A 17,855-nucleotide genomic window follows, 5' to 3' on the forward strand; every position below is an offset into this window, starting at 1 on the left:
GCCCCAAAAGGTCCGACCTTGAAAAGGAAGGAACATGATCATCACCCTGGGGCGATGGTATCAAGCATCTTCTGCCAGCTTGCCGGTCCTGGCCGAGAGCATGACCAAATGTGCAAGCTTTTGTGCTACCTCTTGGGTACACTCCTCCTGGAGGACTCTCCAACTCCAGTTCCGATCGTTGCAAGACGAGGGATAATTGAATCGTGCCTGAGCATCTTTTTCGAGCAGGTCCTGCATCGGGATGATTGCAGTACGAGCATGACTAAGCATAAGTTGACGTATCATCGACCAGACCACCTCATCCTTTGAGCAATTCAAGTAGGAAAGCACCATGTGCTTTGTCTGTTCATCGAGGGAGGAAAACCACCCCAAAGTCGTGTTGTTGTCATGGGTTCCCGTATACGCTACGAAGTTCTCAGCCCAGTTATGCACTAAGAAATCATCATAGTAATTGGGTTTTCCCGCTCTATCCATCCCGAATCCAAACTGAAAAATCTTCATGCCCGCAAAGCCGTTTGTATCACGCAAGGCTTCTACGGATGGCGTCATCAAGCCCAAATCTTCTGCAATAATGGGTACTTCCCCAAAATGATCGTGCACTGCTCTAAAGAAATCCTTGCCTCCCGCCTCAACCCATTTTCCCCGTTCGGCAGTTGTATCTCCTGCAGGAATTTCATAATAGGCATCAAAACCCCTGAAATGGTCGATCCTCAAAATGTCGGTCATGGCAAAAAGACGCTGTAGGCGCTTGATCCACCATGCATAGCCATCCTGTTTCAGTACGTTCCAATCATACACGGGATTTCCCCACAGCTGTCCCGTTGCAGAGAAAATATCCGGGGGAACACCGCTGACTGCACTGAATCGTCCTTTTGCATCAGTTTTGAACAAGTGTAGATTACTCCAGGTATCAGAACTGTCCGCAGCAACAAAAATGGGAGCATCCCCAACCAACTTGAGGTTTTTTGCATTGACGTAGTGCTTGAAAGCATTGAATTGCATCTCAAAGAAGAATTGGAGCACTTTCCAGACTGCTATTTCCTCACCATGCTCCGCTTTGAAGGCACCAAGGGCTTTTTCATTCCGTTTAGCCAAATCCTCAGGCCAGTGGCTGAACCACCTGGCATCACCAAATTTCTCATATATGACCATGAATGCGGCATACTCTTCCAGCCAAAATTCCTGCTGTTTGCAGAACGTTTCAAACGCTTCCTTCTGGTGTTGTTTGACGAAAAGAAAGGTTTTCGCTGCTTTTTTAAGAAGAGGAAGTTTCCAAGTTTGGACTGTATCAAAATCGACATGATCACGTGAAAAGACAGGATGCTGCTCCAAATCCTTGCTGCTGAGCAACCCTTCATAGACGAGTTGCTCTACGCTGATAAGCAGTTCATTACCCGCAAAGGTCGATCTGGGGGCATAGGGAGAATTGCCAAACCCTGTTGGGCCGAGGGGCAATACCTGCCAGAGGCCCACACCGGTAGAAGCTATCCAGTCAGCCATGCGATAGGCTTGTTTTCCCAGATCCCCGATACCATAGTCCGAGCTCAGGCTGGTGAGGTGCAAAAGTATTCCTGCAGTGCGAATATGCTTGCTGTTCATACGTGCATCAACCCTTTACTGCGCCGGCAACTACACCACGGATAATGTATTTCTGAGCCGACAGATAAAAGACAATAATGGGAATCATTGCCAAAACAAGCATGGCCATCATGGCTCCCATATCAACGGCTCCATATCCACCTCTGAGGTACTGGATGGCAACAGGAATGGTCTTGTATTCGGTTCCAATCGTCAGATAGGGTAAAAGGTAGTCATTCCATACCCACATGGTATTCAGAATGGCCACGGTAATTGCGGTGGGCTTGAGGATGGGAAACACAATAAGAAAGAACGTTTTCACCGGTCCGGCACCATCGATCATGGCAGCTTCTTCCAAACTGAGAGGAATGCTCTTGATAAACCCGCTGAACATAAAGGTTCCAAGTCCTGCACCAAAGCCTATGTACAAAACCAGTATACCGATGGGATTGTCCAGATGCAGCATATTGGCCGTTTTACTCATCGTAAACATAACCATCTGGAACGGTACTATCATGGAGAATACCAGCAGGTAGTATACAAAGCTTGTGAACTTTGTTTTTACCCGCGTAAGGTACCAAGCAAGCATGCTGGTCACCAATGAAATACCGATTACCGAGAATACTGTGATGAATAAGGAATACCCGAAAGCGTTGAAGAATTTGATTTTCTGCGACCCGCTGAGGTAGTTTTCACTTCCACTGAACGTGTCTGATCTCGGAAAGGAAAACGGTTCATTCGAGATGAACAGTTTTGACTTGAAGGAATTCATGAAAACGATAAGTATGGGGGAGAGAAAGAACATAGCAAGCAAGGCAAGAATGATGGTCAAAATCAGGGTATTGCGTTTCTCATTATTCTTTGGGCTCATGCTTGTACCTCCTTGCTACGGGTAAGGCGTAGCTGAGTAAGCGCAATAAAGGCTACCAGCAGGGTAAAGAGAACAGCTTTAGCCTGGCCTACCCCTTCAAAGCCGCTACGACCATAGAAGGTGTTGAAAATGTTCAGAGCCAACATCTCAGTCTGTTTTCCCGGGTCCCCAGCGGTCAAGGCCAGGTTCTGGTCGAACAGCTTGAAACCGTTGGTAAGGGTGAGGAAGGAGCAAATGGTGATGGAAGGCATAATGGAAGGAAGAATGACTGATCGAAGCATAGCCACCTTCCCCGCCCCGTCAATCTGGGCTGCCTCAATCAGGTCATGCGGTATATTTTGGATTCCGGCGATATAAATAACCATCATATAGCCGATATTCTGCCAATTCATGAGAACAATCAAACCCCAGAAGCCATACTTGGGGTCGCTTACGATTGTCACTCCCCGAGGGAGTAATACGCCATTGATGATCACTTGCCAGATCCAACCAAGCACGATGCCGCCGATCAGGTTGGGCATGAAGAAAATGGTTCTGAATGCATTGGTTCCCCGTATGCCCCGTGTTAAAAGCATAGCAAGGGTGAAAGCCCCAAGGTTGATGGTAATCACCGAAACAATAGTAAACCGGGCGGTGAACCAAAGGGCGCTGGTGAAATCATTGTTGATAAAGATGCGCTTATAATTTTCAAATCCGATGAAGGTTCCATCGGTAACGGTGGTGAACTTAAAAAATGAGAGGACTACGCCCATCACCATGGGAATCAGGAATGCGATGGCAAAACAGATAAGTCCAGGTAGGGCAAAGAGCGCAAAATATTTCTGAATGGATTTTTGCATAGCAGACTCCCCAAGAAAATGGATAATCCGCCTAGCCTGAGGCAAGGCGGATAACCCGAGCGAATAGGTGCCTAGTTGGTGAGCTTGAATTCAGTCTTCCAAGCATCAACAGCTACTTTCTCAACTTCGTTCCACGTCTTTCTGCCTACGCTGTAATCAGCAAGTGCAGCACCGAACTGGTTCTTCCATTCTTCGGAGGGGATCATGGAGAAAGCCCAAGGAAGGGAGGACACACCAGGCTTGTTCATCCAACGGATGACATCCTTGGCCAGCGGATCGGTAGGAAGTTCGTTGTCCTTGAATGTATTAAACGGAGTGATGAACATCAGGTCGTTCTTAACAAATTGCTTGCCGGTTTCACTTGCAAAGAGCCAGGTGAGGAACTGGTCTGCCATTTTCTGCTGCTCGGCACTTACGTTGCTGTTGATACAGAGGTAGTTCTCGGTTCCTACATTGAGGCCGTACTTCTCTTCACCTGCTACGCCGGTATAGATGGGCATGAACTTAATGTCGGCATCGCTGACTTTGTTGCCCTTGACACCAAGAATCTGGCCAGCACCCCAGTTGCCGTTCTGAACCATGGCAACTTGTCCCAGAGCGAACTCTGCCATGGAGTCATCCACACTCTTTCCTCCGAGCAATCCGGCTGCGGTTGCACTGTTGTTCAGGTACAGGTCCCAAATGTTCTTCATGTTTGCACTGTAGGTGAACTTGATTTCAGGGACTTTACTTCCCATTGCAATGTTGGCGTCCCGTACTTCAAAGTACAGAGGAACGTTTGCAAGGTGGGTCTGCCATCTCCACTGGTTGCCTGCAGCAAGACTGGTTGAAGCAAACACTCCCTGGATGCCCAGAGCGGCTTTATTCTTGGTCATATCCTCGACTACTGCTTTGAGGGTTGCGAAGTTGGTGATCTCATCGGCACTCTTGATGGAAACAGCTTTGTTGGGAAGAGCGAAATACTTTCTCATAATGGCATCGTTGTAAATAATACCGTAGCCTTCCACTGCATAGGGGATAGCCAGTACTTTGGTGCCATCGCCGAGAGCCATGGACTTGTCGCTGAGGATTTTGTAGAACTCGGTGTTCTTCAGGTCCGCAGTATAATTTTTGCTATCTGCCAGTCCGATCGGGCCGTTGGTCTGGAAAATTACCGGAGGATTGCTCTTGGCAATTTCACTTTTAAGCGTCTGGGCATAGGTTCCGCTAGCTGCGGTTACCACTTTCAGCTTAATACCGGTTTCTTTTTCGAAAGCGGGAGCAATCTTGGTTTCATAGACATCGGCAATCTCTGGTTTGAAGTTCAAAAAATACACTTCCTTCGCTGCTGCAGTTTCCTGAGCACCGGAAGCGAAGACAACCGAGCTCATTGCCAACAGGACAATCAACAGGGCGATAAACAGGTTCTTTTTCATGGATTCGTTCTCCTTGTTTGTTACCGTTCATTGGGCACATACACCCAATTTTCAATCAGTACATAGTTATACTAAACCGGTTTTATAAACCGGTCAACTAATTTTATTAATAACCTTTAGAATATATATATCACTCATTGTATATTTTTATACCAACCTATGTTTTTTTGAAAACAAATGTGTTTTTTACCTTACAAGTCGTTTAAAACTTCCATACAGGTTGCTCCCCTGTTCAGTATCTTTTTATCAGGTTTATTGCCTATCTATGAGAGAGGGTTTATACTTGTAACAACGACGTGATTTAGTACCAACTTGCAGCGTCGCAAAACAACTTGCTAAAAGGAGTCCAGGTATGCAGTACACACTCATGTATATCCAGAAAGGGCATCGTATCACCGAAACCTATGAGGTTGAAGGTGTCACCTATTACGCTGAATTGAATGTTTTGAACCAAGGCTTTGCCCTTGGGATGGCCGGGTATGATCCTATTGCTGTGGACATATCGCTGACCAATGAAAGAAATCCCACTACAATCGAACACTTTTCTGCTGTATTTCCCAAAATCAAGGCTTCAGAATGTACTTGTGAAGACAGGTATCTAGTGAAAGACAAGAAAGACGCCGATTTGTATCGCTTCACTTCCAAAGGTGAGCAAGCAATTGAGCAAGCGATATTGCAGTACCTCAATGAAGTATTACTGTATCAGACAATTAATCGAAAGCCTAATCGGTATGTCGCTCACATTAATCAGGTGTAGACAACCCTGTTCCGTCCCTGCAACTTAGCCGTATAGAGATTTTGGTCAATAGTACTGATCAAGGCTTGTACACTCTGGTGTTGATTACACTTGGCAACACCAAAACTTGCAGTTATGGTGATACCCTTGGCAAATTGATATGCGGCGATCACTTCTCGAAGATTTTGGGCAACCGCATACCCTTCACGATGGGTGAGGATGAGAAACTCCTCGCCTCCCCATCGACCTACCACTTCATCTGGTAAAACCAACGACTGCGCTAAGTCAGCCAGCTCTTTGAGTACCTGGTCACCTTTTTGATGTCCATAGGTGTCATTGATTGTCTTGAAGTGGTCGAGGTCGAAGAGTATCGCAGAGGTAAACGAGTCTTTATTGAGCAGATACCTATCGAGTTTCCTGCGGTTGTAAAGGCCGGTAAGCCAATCGTGTTCACTGATGAAGGTCAATTGCTTGTTTTGTACTTCAATCAGCAAGCGTTGGTTCTCAGTTCGAAGAAACCGGTTATACGTAACTGCTGACACTGCCCATGCAATAGCACCGTTAATCAAAAAATCAGCAGCAAAGGGTATGGAAGGATCGGTTGGAATTATTCTTCCTACACTAAAGATGGATATGCAAAGTATGATTCCATAGAGTAATGCACTCTGAAGATACGACAAGAGAAATATGACCGACCCGCAATACAGGATAGCAAGGTACACAGTTGGAATATTGAAGAAACTCGTGGAAACTGAGATCATTCTCACATACGCAATTCCCATTCCGATGCCAAGTGGGAGGATGTCCAGTAGTGAATAGACCAGACTCGTTTTGTTCTTAAGTAATACTGGGATCACCGAACTGAAGACAAAAAGAAAACCAATTACAGCAGCACTGACAAAATAGAGTGTCTGTAATTCAGAATTATTCTCTGCAATGAGCAGACCGTAGACTGCCTGCTCAATACAAAGCACAAAACTTATGATTCTGGTAGCCTTGATATTTCGTAGGTGTTTCCTGATTGCTATCTCTTCGTTGATTATTGTGTAGTGTTGTACCCCATCACAGGGAAAGTGTCAGTACCAAAGAGAGGCTATATACGTAAGTTTTGTGGGTGTACCAAGGTAGAACTTCAGAGAATATGGCAAACCTACAGGTATTTACAGCAATCGCTTATACTGAAAAACGGGGGCATTGCTGCCCCCTATCACACAAGAAATGATGCTTACTTGGCGATCAAGCGAAGCAGAAGCTCATATACCTGCTGGCCACCCTGTGCCGGGGTGATCTGGCCAAAGGCAACTCTCTGATAAATCAAGAAGAGTGTGCTGTTGAACTCAGTGTCGTTGGGCACGTGGTCGGTCTCGGCAGATGAGTGAGGACCTGCAACCTGCATGTAGTCAAGAATCTTCTGGTCAACCGGGGAGGAAGAACCAGCAGCACGGGCGGAAGCCGAAGCCGAAGTTCCACGGTTGCTGCCAAGAATACGGGCAGCTTCCGGATCGTTGACCAGGAAGTTGATGAACTTAACCGTCTCTTCAGCATTCTTGGAATCCTTGTTGACGGTATAGAACTGACTGGGAGCCTGCCACAAAGCCTTGGTAGCTGCAGCACCGGGGAACTCAATAAGGGCAAGTTCGTCGGTGGTTGCTGCCTGATAACCGCTCAGCTGGTTGGTGTACAAATACCCAATCGCAACTTTGCCTGCAATAAGGGCTGAAGAGTCAGCATTGCTCTCTGCATAGCCTGCGGCAACATCCGGTGGGGGAATAAGGCCGTTCTTGCGGAAATCGGCAAAGAGTTCCAAATACTTCTGGGCATCTTTTGCGGTAACTGCAGTAGAAGCTGTGGCAGCTGTATACAGCGGGGTCCCGTTGAAACGACTCCAGTAACCGAATGGTGTGGAGTTGGTAGACATAACACCAATATCCTGCATCGGATAGACACCGGAAGGCAGCTTGCCTTTCAGTACCATCAAATATGCACGGAATTCATCATAGGTCATGGAAGTCTTCGGCAACGGAGCACCGACTCGTTCAATCAAGGACTTGTTGTAAACCAATGCGGGCATGGTTACACCGGTGGATACGCCAAGCAGCTTGCCGCCGATGGTTCCACTAGCTACTGCACTGGGGTCGATGACTGCAGTGTTCAGCAGGTTGCCTGCATACGAGTCCAAAGGAAGCAGTACGCTGGCATAGTCAGGAATGTTTCCACCCATCTGGATGATGTCCGGACCATCGCCACCCGCGAGCTGGGTGTCAACCTTTACAAAATGATCGCCTGCTCCACCGGATACTTCAGGGTTCACCTTCACACCGGGATTGCGGGATTCATACAGTTCAATCGCCTTTTGGCTGATCGTTACTCGCTCTCCACTTCCCCAGTAAGCCCAACGAATCGTCTTCGGGCCAGCAGCAGTTGCAGCCTCTTCCTTGGTTCCTGCACCAAAGACCAGGGATACACCGAGTGCCACGAAAAGCAAAACCAACATGGTTCTTTTCATAGAAATCCTCCTAATTCTTAAGGGATAGTACTTATCCCTTGATTCCCGTAGTAGCGATACCTCGGACAAAATACTTTTGCAGGGAGAAGAACAGGGTGAATGCCGGGATCAGCGACAGCACTGACATGGCAAACATCGGTCCCCACGAAGACATACCCGAGGAGTCCAAAAACAACCTAAGTCCCATAGGGACGGTATACCTATTCGGACTGGTGAGATAGAGCAGCTGGTTGAAGAAGTCATCCCACGTCCAAAGAAACGAGAAAAGCAAGGTCGTGATCAAAGCCGGTACAGTCAAGGGCATGATAATCCGTGTATAAATACCGAACTTGCTGCAGCCGTCGATGAGTGCTGACTCATCGATATCACGGGGCAGGCCTCTGATGAACTGCACCAACAGAAAGATGAAAAAGGCATCAGTGGCAAAGAACTTGGGCACAATGATCGGCAGGAACGTGTTGATCCAACCGAAATTGCGGAACATGATGTAACGGGGAATGGTAGTGACGTGGGAAGGAAGCATGAGGGTGATCATCATGATTGCAAACCAAAACTTCTTCCCGACAAACCGCAACCTTGCAAATGCATAGGCTGTCAGCGAGCAGAACATTGCGTTGGCAAAGGCGCTGAGCAGGCAAATGATGAAAGAATTCTTGAAGAACGTGTTGAACCCTACGATACCGATACCCTTCCAACCCTCTCGGTAATTCTGAGAGGTAAAAACCTTCGGCCAAATGCCGGGGTCGGTGAAAATCATATTACTGGGTTTGAAGGATGCTCCGATAAGCCAGAGAATGGGATACAGCATGCCAAGACCCAGGGCAATGATGAAAGCATTGAGCAAGAGATGATTGAATAGCGTTTTCTTGGTTTGCATAGCTTACTCCCCGCTTCCATAGGAAACCAAGTTTCCAGAGGCTTTAAAGGAAACGGCTGTCAAGCCTGCAATAATAAGCAGCAAGACCCATGCCATGGCTGCTGCATATCCCATCTCTGAGAAGCCAAAGCCTTTGATATACAAGTACAGACTATAGAACATAGTGGAGTCCAAAGGACCTCCGGAACCGCCGCTGACGATGAAAGCCTGGGTGAAGGATTGGAAAGCACTAATCATCTGCATGACAAAGTTGAAGAAAATGATTGGTGAAAGCGAAGGCAGGGTGATTGCAAGGAATTGGCGTACCTTGCCGGCCCCATCAACACTTGATGCTTCATAGTACTCACGGGGAATCTGTTGCAGACCCGCAAGGAAAATAATCATAGGAGAGCCGAATTGCCACACGGCAAGCAGAATAAGCGTATACAGCGAGTAGGTCGGGTTGGAAATCCAAGCCGGCAAGTTTTCCAGTCCAAAGACTCCCCGTAAGATCATGTTGATCAAACCATCGCCTGCAAACAATCGTCTCCAGAGCACAGCGATAGCAACCGATCCTCCAAGCAACGTTGGAATATAGTACAGGGCACGATATAATCCAATCATTTTGAGTTTCTTGTTCATCAGCATAGCTACAGCCAAAGCAAAAATCAGCTTAAGCGGCACGGAGATGAACACAAACTTGAAGGTTACAAACACTGAGTTTAAGAACCGCTCATCCATGGGAATTGCATCGGTTCCTGCAAACATCACCAGATAATTGCGCAATCCGATCCACACAGGTGGGGTACGGATATTGAATTTCGTAAACGAAAGGTAGAGCGAATACATCATGGGATAGAGAGTTAAAACCAAAAATCCCAGCAGCCAAGGTACTAAAAAGGCATAGGAACTGAGGTTTTCCTTCCAAACCTTCTTTCGGTGCAAATCAACCATGCAAGAATCTCCCCCGTAGGAAACAAGCGATATTTCATTTTCATACTATCACAACTTTACCAAAATACAAGTGATTGTGCTCGGACACATACAAATTTTAAACAAAGTATAAACTCTATATAATTGCTTGGTTTTGCTAACGATTAGTTTGAAATAGCGCCAAATCGATGGATTGTTGCCAAAAATACTTCTGTAATGGCGGGATCATAATGGGTTCCTGAGCAATTTCTAATCTCTTCAATAGCCTCCTCGCTGGACAGCGGTTTCTTGTAGGACCTTTCACTGGTCATGGCATCGTAGGAGTCGGCAATCATAATAATTCTCGCTTGCTTGGAAATATGTTCCCCTTTCAAGCCTCTGGGGTAGCCTCTTCCATCCCAACGCTCATGATGTTCCAGAATTGCTACTGAAAGGTCATTGAATTCACTGGAAGCCGAAAGGATTCGGTATCCGATCTCCGGATGCCGCTTCATGACTTCCCATTCTTCTTTCGTAAGACTGTCCGGCTTGTTCAGAATAGCCTCTTCCACCCCGATTTTCCCGATATCGTGCATAAGACCCGCAACGCGCATGCGGTTGACCTCCCGTTCGGGAAGCCCAAGCTGCTCGGCTAAGAAGGCACACAGCGAGCTGACACGCCGTGAATGTGCCGATTCTCGATTGCTTTTGGCAAACAGGGAGTTGATGACAAGGCCGATGGACTTGTTTTTTGCACTGCTGCTCTCATAGAGCTTGTTGCGGTTCATCATGTCCTCGGCTCGCTTCATCACCAGTTGCACATCCTCAGAGAGGGAAGACCGGGTGGCATAGCCATAGGAAAGTGAGAGGTGGAAGGATTCGATGGCTACTTGCTTTGCAGCATTCTCAAGGTTGCGGATAAACCTCTCCGCTTCATCGGCAGTTTTGTCTTCAAGCAAAAAAACAAACTCATCACCGCCATACCGGGCGACAACACTATCGTTGCTGCATAACTGGCTCAAGAGCTGCGCAGTCTTTCTCAGCACTGCATCACCCATTTCATGACCAAGCGAGTCATTTACCAGCTTCAAGCCATTGATGTCAACAATAAGCAGGGTAAAAGGAACTTTGTTTCGCAGATTCTTCAATGCTGCCTCAAAATATACTCTGCTATATAAACCAGTCAGGAAGTCGTGGTTTCGCTGGAACAAAAGTTTCTGCTCATAAGCTTTTTCTTCAGTAATATCCCTGCAAACAACAACAGCACCCAGGAGTGTTTGCTTCGTGTCATAAATGGGGGCAAAACTATAGCTGCCAACCCAACGTTCAGCAGTGGCTATTTTATAGACTGAGTACTCAGTAGTTCCCGACTGACCCTGCAAAGCCCTAAAGCCCGACCACTGCTGGGTATCCAGCTTTTTGCCATTCTCGGTATAAGCCTCAAACAAAAGCTTGAAGGAAGAAAGGTCTGGCGGACATTCATCGCGAGAAGAGAATCGATAGTAGGCAAGGAAAGCCTTATTGACCAGTATGAAATGGCTCTGGACATCGATAATGAACACAGCATCAATCATGGAATTAATGGCGGCATCGAGCGTCGCACTGCTACGCATCAGTGATTGATGCAACAGCGTTTGGTCCTCCAGGGCGCTGAGCACAATTTGGCGGCTGTGTTCTGCTTCCTGATGCAAATGCCTTACCTCTTCAAGGGCGAGCTTTCTTTCAGAAATATCGAAAAACGTAACAAGAATACTATCGGAAAATATCGTTCCAGAAACTTCCATGGTATGGGAAACGCCTTTCTGTGTAGTGATGATGCATTCTAGCGGTGGAATTAAAGAGCTTACGGCACTTTTGGCTTTCTCAATCGATTCGTCCCATTGTTTTTTGATGGAATTACGATAGGTACTGTCTGGATACACTGTATCATACCAAGTCGATACATGATTGATACTGGAACCTTGAAAACCAAACACCGAATACCATTGTTTGTTGACCGCTATGACTGAGCCTTCAAAACCAATAAGGGCCAATGGCATAGGCGCGTTGGAGAAAAGCTGCTCAAACTTTTGTTGGCTTGTTTCTTTCTCTGTTTCAGCCTTCTCCCTCCCCCTGATTTCGCGAACCAACGTCCATATCCAAAAAACCAGGATGAGAATCAGAAATACGGATATCGCAATGAGCCATTGCACGGTAGCAGGAGCAATGGCCTTCTTATACTGCAGAGGCAGATTGTTTTCATACATCTCTTGACGTACTTCAGGTGCAATAGACTGAATAGCCTTGTCCAGGATCGACGACAGTGGTGCTACATTGTTATGAACGCCCATAGAAAGTGCATGAATATAGGGAGTATTGCCAACAACCTTAATTTCGTAGTTCAAGCCAAGGTTCGTACTATAGTGGTTGATCACCAGAAGGTTTTCCACCATGCAATATGCCTCGCCCTTCTGTACCATTCGTAAGCCCTGCTCTACGGTGCCTACAGAAATAAAGTCGAGCGTTGGATAGTCGGTCCTTAACCATTCTTCGCTGGAGTACCCCTGTACAACGACTACTTTACGTCCTTGCAGCTCATGTAGGTTACCGATATATCCTGCATCCTGGCGGGCAACAATGACCAAAGGAGCACTCAGATACGGGTCTGTGAATACCAAATGCTTTCGGCGTTCAGCGGTTGAACTGAGTGAGGCGGTCATATCGATATCGCCGCCCAACAATTTTTGATACCCTTGTTGCCAGTCCAAAGAACTATCAATTTCAAAGGTAAGTCCAGTAATGTCTGAAATTCTGTCCAAATATTCCTTGGACATGCCAGCAGGCTTGCCATCGATGTCCAGGTATTCCAGGGGTGCCCAAGCAGGATCGTAGAGGACAGAGACAACTGGATGGGAAACCAGAAAGTTTTTTTCACTCTCATCCAAGAGTGCAAGGAATGCCGTACTGCCGACTCCAGCGGTCAAGGTAGTACTCAGAATGAGCAGGATTACTGAAGCGATGAGGGTTTGTATCAGCCTACGCATTCGGGCTTTCCTCCACTGCAGCATACCGAATCGGTGTTCCTTCTTTTTTCAGGAGCGCATTCACTTCTCGTTTCAACTCCATAATTCTGTCTTCACGATGCGTCATCACTGCATACCAACGCTTAAGCTGGGCCAACTGCTGGGCATTCTCCTGCTCAATCTGTTTTCGTTGTGTAATGTCCTGCCCCTGTGCAATCGTAGCTACCAACTCGCCGCTAGTGGGATTGAATATGGGGCTTGCGTTCCAGAGATACGTTTTAATGCTCCCATCCTTTTGCAGCATAGCAAGTTCTGAAGATGTAATTTCGAGGTTTTCATCCAACTGCCGAAAGAGATCAATCCGAAACTCTTCTGGGATATGCTTTGCATATTCAGTAAGTTTTTTACCGAGTACCTCGTTGACATGTTGCTCGAACATGGATGCAAACGACTGATTGGCCAAGGTAATGGTAAATGCTGCATCCCACACAACAATGGGAGCATTCGCATGCGTCAGCAGGGCTTCGAGATAATTCTTTGCTTCTCTGAGCTCGTTCTCAATGTTCTTTTGCTTGGTTATCATTTCCGTGTAAATGATAATGCCCCCGATCGCACCTTCCTGCGAATACCAAGGACGACACTCCCATCGCGTATATTCTACATTTCCATCGGCTCGAACATAGGGATCGTCCTCTGCACTGACAACTTCTCCAGCCAAAGCCCTTTTATGAACATCCCTCCACTTTTGTGGCAGATCGGGCAGCACCTCATAGTGATGTCGGCCGATAATCGACGCAGCATCCTTCAGTCCATATTCGTCCAAGTATTTCTGACTTACATACAGATAGTTCAAATCCTTGTCATGAATGGCAATTGCGCTTTTGGTGTGCTCGATGACGTAGCGTAACAAATCGGTATAATATTTTTGTGAAAGCTCGGACTGTTTGCGTAAGGAAATATCGCGATAGAAACACATAAAAGCAGGGGATTTCTCTCCTAGGGAGGTAACCGATACTTCAAACGGTAAGAAAGCACCACCCTTACAGCGATGCTCCGTTTCCATGAGTACTGATTTCTGCATCTCAACAGTCTTCAATTGTGAGACAAGAGTCTCCTTTCGCGTAGGGGAAAATAAAATATCCAGGCTCTTTCCGATCAAATCACTTTTCTTGTACCCGGTCATCGTTAGGTAGGTTTCGTTGACTTCCCGAATTACCCCATGCGCATCCAAACCGATATATCCTTCAGGCATGTATCGCAACAAAGTAGCAACTTGATTCTCATCAGAAGGGTGATCAGTCTTTTTCCTGAGAAACAGTACAAAGCCTACACAGCTTATCAGAAAAAGAATGGCGATAAGCAATACGTACATTGTACCCTCGGTAAAACAGGGGATGAGCACCTGTGCCACTCCTTTATCAAAAGGTATACCTTACGATAGCATAGCCACAACAAACTCGCTAGATTTTTAGCTTTCAGACAATTGATTTTTCATTATTGCAACAAAATTGCGTTCACAGTACCCACTACATCATGACAATGTTCGAATTCCTGTGCTTTCAGTGTCTCGTGGGCGGTGCCCATCAGATACCCCTTTCCGGCTGCACCGAGCATGGGAATATCGTTCTCATCATCACCGAAGGCATAAGTATTCTGTCGAGAAAGGCCGAAATACGAGCTGATGGCAAGAAGCGATTCCCCCTTGCTGGTAGGACAAATATCGAAGAGTTCCTTGCCGGTGGTTACCACATGGTAACGAGCTGCCCAAGTCTTACGACTTTGATTCAGGATTGCAGCCTTATTCTGCCTGCAGACTCCCGTTATTTGGAGAATCTCATCATCAATATCAGAGAAGGCATCGAAAGTCTGGGTAAACCCCTTGGATAGATATCCCTTGCTTTTCTCCTGCTCCAATGCAGAAAAAGGCAGATGGATGGCTTTTTTGCCCGAGAGCAGAGGGATTGCACCAAGAGAGAGCAAGTCGTTGGTTATTTGGCGGGCATCTGAAGTTTGGATGGTATGGTTGGGTAGCAACTCCTGACCTTGGTACAAGATCCTGCAGCCATTGGAAGCGGAAAAGACCACTTCGTCCTTGACTTGCTCAAAGAGGGGAAGCAAGGAAAGGTGAAACCGTCCGCTGGAAATGCAGAACAGGTACCCTTTCTTCTTCGCTTCATGAACCAAGGAGAAAAAATCCGACGAAACCTCACGCTGGCCATGAGGAAGGATGGTACCATCCACATCACAGAAAAACATGCCTGCATACAAACTCACACCTACCTCCGCCCAATTTGCAAATAGTATGACAAAGAATAGTAGTTGGTACAAGCAATTATCCTGCAGTACAGAATAGACTGCAGGATAGGAAAACGAGAACAAGGGAGAAAAATCAACCTCGGGCTCCGTAAGTATCCTTCATGTCGACCTCGGAAATTGAAAGGCCCAATGCCAACGCCACACCTTCCCCGTAAGAAGGATCGGCGAGGTAGCAGTGCCTGATATGCCGCTTTTGCACCAAGAGTGTAGTTCCTTGCATGTTTCGTGCAGTATTTTCAAAGAGGCGTTGCTTTTCATCCGCTTTCATAAGAGCAAACAATTTACCACTCTGTTCGTAATAATTGTCATCGTCCTCACGATAGTCATAGTGATCGACAGGCCCTCCCCCGTCATAGGCAGGTTCGGTGAGGGCATTCTGATCCTTATACATCCCATACGAATTTGGGCTGTAGTGAACACTGCCACCGAAGTTCCCATCCATACGCATCGCGCCATCGCGATGGAAGTGATTGGTATCCACCTTGCTGCGGTTGACAGGAATCTGGTAATGGTTCACCCCCAACCTGTAGCGCTGGGCATCGCCGTAGGAGAAAAGACGGCCTTGCAACATACGGTCCGGAGAATAGCCGATGCCCGGAACGCTGTTGGCAGGATTGAAAGCAGCCTGCTCGACATCCTGAAAATAGTTTTCCGGGTTTCTGTTGAGTTCAAGCACCCCTACTTCATGCAGGGGATACTGGTCATGGTACCAGACCTTGGTGAGGTCGAAAGGGTTGTCCGGATGCTTTGCAGCCTGTTCTTCGGTCATAATCTGCACAGACATCGTCCAACGGGGGAATTTGCCTTGCTCGATGGATTCAAACAAATCCCTCTGATTACTCTCCCGGTCATTGGCAACAACTGCTGCAGCTTCTGCATCAGTAAGGAACTCAATGCCTTGTTGGGTTTTTAGGGTGAACTTGACCCAAACTCGTTCATTCTTTGCATTGATGAAAGAGTATGTGTGAGAGCCAAACCCATCCATATGCCGAAAACTCTTGGGGATGCCTCGGTCTCCCATGGTTATGGTCACCTGATGCAGCGCCTCAGGAAGAGCTGACCAGAAATCCCAGTTGTTCTGCGCCGATCGCATATTGGTTCTGGGGTCGCGCTTCACTGCATGGTTGAGGTCGGGGAAAAGCATCGGGTCGCGAAAGAAAAATACAGGGGTATTGTTTCCAACCAGATCCCAGTTCCCTTCCTCGGTGTAATACTTCATGGCAAAGCCGCGGATGTCGCGCTCTGCATCGGCAGCACCACGTTCGCCTGCAACTGTAGAGAAACGAACGAATACTTCAGTTTTTTTACCCACCTCACTAAAAATATTTGCCTTGGTCCAATGCGTAATATCCTTGGTTACGGTAAATGTACCGAAGGCACCGCTACCCTTGGCATGCATACGTCTCTCGGGAATGACCTCACGGTCAAAGTGTGCCAACTTTTCCAAATACCAGGTATCCTGCAAAGTCGCCGGACCTCGCTTGCCTGCTGTCTGGATATTCTCATTCTGTGCAATAGGACGGCCACTGATTGAAGTCAACGGTTTCTTTTTCGAATCATCACGCCCATCTCGATCTGCCATACTTTGTCCTCCTTATTTCTTTTTAAAACAATAGTTTCTCATGTACTCAGTATAGTGTAGACAACGGGGAATACAAGTAAAATGAATACTTATTGATATTTTGTATTATAATAACCTTCTCTTTGAATCTAGGTGAAATGCGTATGTCGTGATAGTATTGCAACAAGAGAGGATGAGCTCATGCAGGACAATACGCTTGATCTCCGACCTAAACTGCTGAAGAAACTGCACCCCTTCATGCTGGGTATCGTGCTCATCGCTTTGCTTGCAGTACTGGCTCCTGTCTCGTATCATAACCCTGACAAGAAAGCCTACACCCTTCTTCTGGCGTTTCTCTTCATCCTGTTGCTTGTCTCCCTGTTTGTATTACGCAAGGGGTACTACCTGTTCAGTGCCTTTTTAATTGTAGCAGTTGCCTTTATCGGTACCTGGGCTTCCTTCCTGATTAACAGCAGGGCAGTCCTTTGCGATTTTTTCCCGCTGGTTTACATAACCGGCTCAATCATTCTATCCAGCCTCTTTCTTCCCATTGCGGCCACGTTTGCCGTTATTGCCTCTCACGCAGTACTTTTGGTACTTGTCGTGCTGAAAACCCCAATCCTTCAGACACAGAACTGGCCGAGTTTTTTCATATTCATTCTCTTTGTTTCCTTACTGAGCACGATCGCTAACCACCTTATCAAGACACAGATCAACCAGTTGCAGGAAAGTTCCATCCGCGACCACCTTACCGGCCTGTTCAACCGACGGTACTTCGAGGAAACCCTGAAAAACAAGCTGAAGCGGGTACAATCGGTAAATTACTCATTGGGCATTCTCCTGCTCGACGTGGATTACTTCAAGCGTTTCAACGACACCTACGGCCATGACGCCGGCGATGCCGTACTCATAGAACTTTCCAATATAATGCTTCATCACTTCGACATCTCCATCAGTATTTGCCGCTATGGCGGTGATGAGTTTGCAATCCTCCTACCCAAAACGCAGAAAGAGGAACTCATGCTTCTTGCAGAGACCTTGGTTAAGAAGGTACGCAACCATGTGGTGATGTACAAGGGCAAATCGCTTGGAAGCATGACCATCTCCTGCGGTTGTGCAATCTATAACCATACCACAGAGGATATTACTGAGTTCATCAAGCGAGCAGACCAAGCCCTCTATCAGGCAAAAGAGAAGGGAAAAGACCAAGTATCTGGTTACTAGTTCCTCTTGATTACTTAACATATATATAGTATATCTGAA

General features: G+C 46.8%; 14 protein-coding genes and 1 riboswitch. Of the genes, 2 read left to right on the plus strand and 12 right to left on the minus strand.

Going from position 1 to position 17,855, the window contains the following annotated elements; all coding sequences use genetic code 11:
- Positions 1-60 precede the first annotated feature (60 nt).
- The 4 genes from malQ to SPIBUDDY_RS07710 form a co-directional block, all read right to left on the minus strand.
- Positions 61-1,599, minus strand: coding sequence for a 4-alpha-glucanotransferase (gene malQ, locus SPIBUDDY_RS07695; protein ID WP_013607184.1), 1,539 nt, complete (start codon positions 1,597-1,599; stop codon positions 61-63).
- Between the two features lie 7 nt (positions 1,600-1,606).
- Positions 1,607-2,449 carry a carbohydrate ABC transporter permease gene (locus tag SPIBUDDY_RS07700; RefSeq protein WP_013607185.1) on the minus strand — a complete coding sequence of 281 codons (843 nt, stop codon included), beginning with the start codon at positions 2,447-2,449 and terminating at the stop codon, positions 1,607-1,609.
- A complete protein-coding gene (locus SPIBUDDY_RS07705) occupies positions 2,446-3,288 on the minus strand; it encodes a carbohydrate ABC transporter permease (RefSeq protein WP_013607186.1) in 843 nt (280 codons plus the stop codon). Before SPIBUDDY_RS07705 ends, SPIBUDDY_RS07700 begins: the two co-directional genes overlap by 4 nt.
- Before the next feature lie 71 nt (positions 3,289-3,359).
- Positions 3,360-4,703 carry an ABC transporter substrate-binding protein gene (locus SPIBUDDY_RS07710; protein ID WP_013607187.1) on the minus strand — a complete coding sequence of 448 codons (1,344 nt, stop codon included), beginning with the start codon at positions 4,701-4,703 and terminating at the stop codon, positions 3,360-3,362.
- 283 nt (positions 4,704-4,986) lie between these two features.
- Positions 4,987-5,065, plus strand: a riboswitch (SAM riboswitch).
- Here SPIBUDDY_RS07710 and SPIBUDDY_RS07715 point away from each other — a divergent pair.
- Positions 5,056-5,460, plus strand: coding sequence for a hypothetical protein (locus SPIBUDDY_RS07715; protein ID WP_013607188.1), 405 nt, complete (start codon positions 5,056-5,058; stop codon positions 5,458-5,460). It overlaps the preceding riboswitch by 10 nt.
- On the opposite strand, the gene SPIBUDDY_RS15650 is transcribed toward SPIBUDDY_RS07715, so the two are convergent.
- The 8 genes from SPIBUDDY_RS15650 to SPIBUDDY_RS07755 all read right to left on the minus strand — a co-directional run bounded on the left by SPIBUDDY_RS15650 (position 5,451) and on the right by SPIBUDDY_RS07755 (position 16,613).
- Positions 5,451-6,413 carry a GGDEF domain-containing protein gene (locus SPIBUDDY_RS15650; RefSeq protein WP_013607189.1) on the minus strand — a complete coding sequence of 321 codons (963 nt, stop codon included), beginning with the start codon at positions 6,411-6,413 and terminating at the stop codon, positions 5,451-5,453. The genes SPIBUDDY_RS07715 and SPIBUDDY_RS15650 overlap by 10 nt on opposite strands.
- Positions 6,414-6,664: 251 nt before the next feature.
- A complete protein-coding gene (locus SPIBUDDY_RS07725) occupies positions 6,665-7,945 on the minus strand; it encodes an ABC transporter substrate-binding protein (RefSeq protein ID WP_013607190.1) in 1,281 nt (426 codons plus the stop codon).
- Between the two features lie 31 nt (positions 7,946-7,976).
- Positions 7,977-8,822: a carbohydrate ABC transporter permease gene (locus tag SPIBUDDY_RS07730; RefSeq protein ID WP_013607191.1), complete on the minus strand. Its 846-nt coding sequence runs from the start codon at positions 8,820-8,822 to the stop codon at positions 7,977-7,979.
- A gap of 3 nt (positions 8,823-8,825) precedes the next feature.
- Complete coding sequence (locus SPIBUDDY_RS07735) at positions 8,826-9,755, minus strand: carbohydrate ABC transporter permease (RefSeq protein ID WP_013607192.1); 930 nt, start codon at positions 9,753-9,755, stop codon at positions 8,826-8,828.
- Between the two features lie 143 nt (positions 9,756-9,898).
- Positions 9,899-12,736 carry an HD domain-containing phosphohydrolase gene (locus SPIBUDDY_RS15655; RefSeq protein WP_013607193.1) on the minus strand — a complete coding sequence of 946 codons (2,838 nt, stop codon included), beginning with the start codon at positions 12,734-12,736 and terminating at the stop codon, positions 9,899-9,901.
- Positions 12,729-14,087: a PAS domain-containing protein gene (locus tag SPIBUDDY_RS15660; protein WP_155816079.1), complete on the minus strand. Its 1,359-nt coding sequence runs from the start codon at positions 14,085-14,087 to the stop codon at positions 12,729-12,731. Before SPIBUDDY_RS15660 ends, SPIBUDDY_RS15655 begins: the two co-directional genes overlap by 8 nt.
- Positions 14,088-14,209: 122 nt before the next feature.
- Positions 14,210-14,989, minus strand: coding sequence for an HAD-IIB family hydrolase (locus tag SPIBUDDY_RS07750; protein ID WP_013607195.1), 780 nt, complete (start codon positions 14,987-14,989; stop codon positions 14,210-14,212).
- Between the two features lie 115 nt (positions 14,990-15,104).
- On the minus strand, positions 15,105-16,613 hold the full coding sequence (locus tag SPIBUDDY_RS07755) for a catalase (RefSeq protein ID WP_013607196.1): 1,509 nt from the start codon (positions 16,611-16,613) through the stop codon (positions 15,105-15,107).
- Positions 16,614-16,793: 180 nt separating this feature from the next.
- Here SPIBUDDY_RS07755 and SPIBUDDY_RS15665 point away from each other — a divergent pair, with 180 nt between their 5' ends.
- On the plus strand, positions 16,794-17,816 hold the full coding sequence (locus SPIBUDDY_RS15665) for a GGDEF domain-containing protein (protein WP_013607197.1): 1,023 nt from the start codon (positions 16,794-16,796) through the stop codon (positions 17,814-17,816).
- The last annotated feature ends 39 nt before the right edge of the window (positions 17,817-17,855 follow it).

Source organism: Sphaerochaeta globosa str. Buddy, from assembly GCF_000190435.1.
GTDB classification, from domain to species: Bacteria; Spirochaetota; Spirochaetia; order Sphaerochaetales; family Sphaerochaetaceae; genus Sphaerochaeta; species Sphaerochaeta globosa.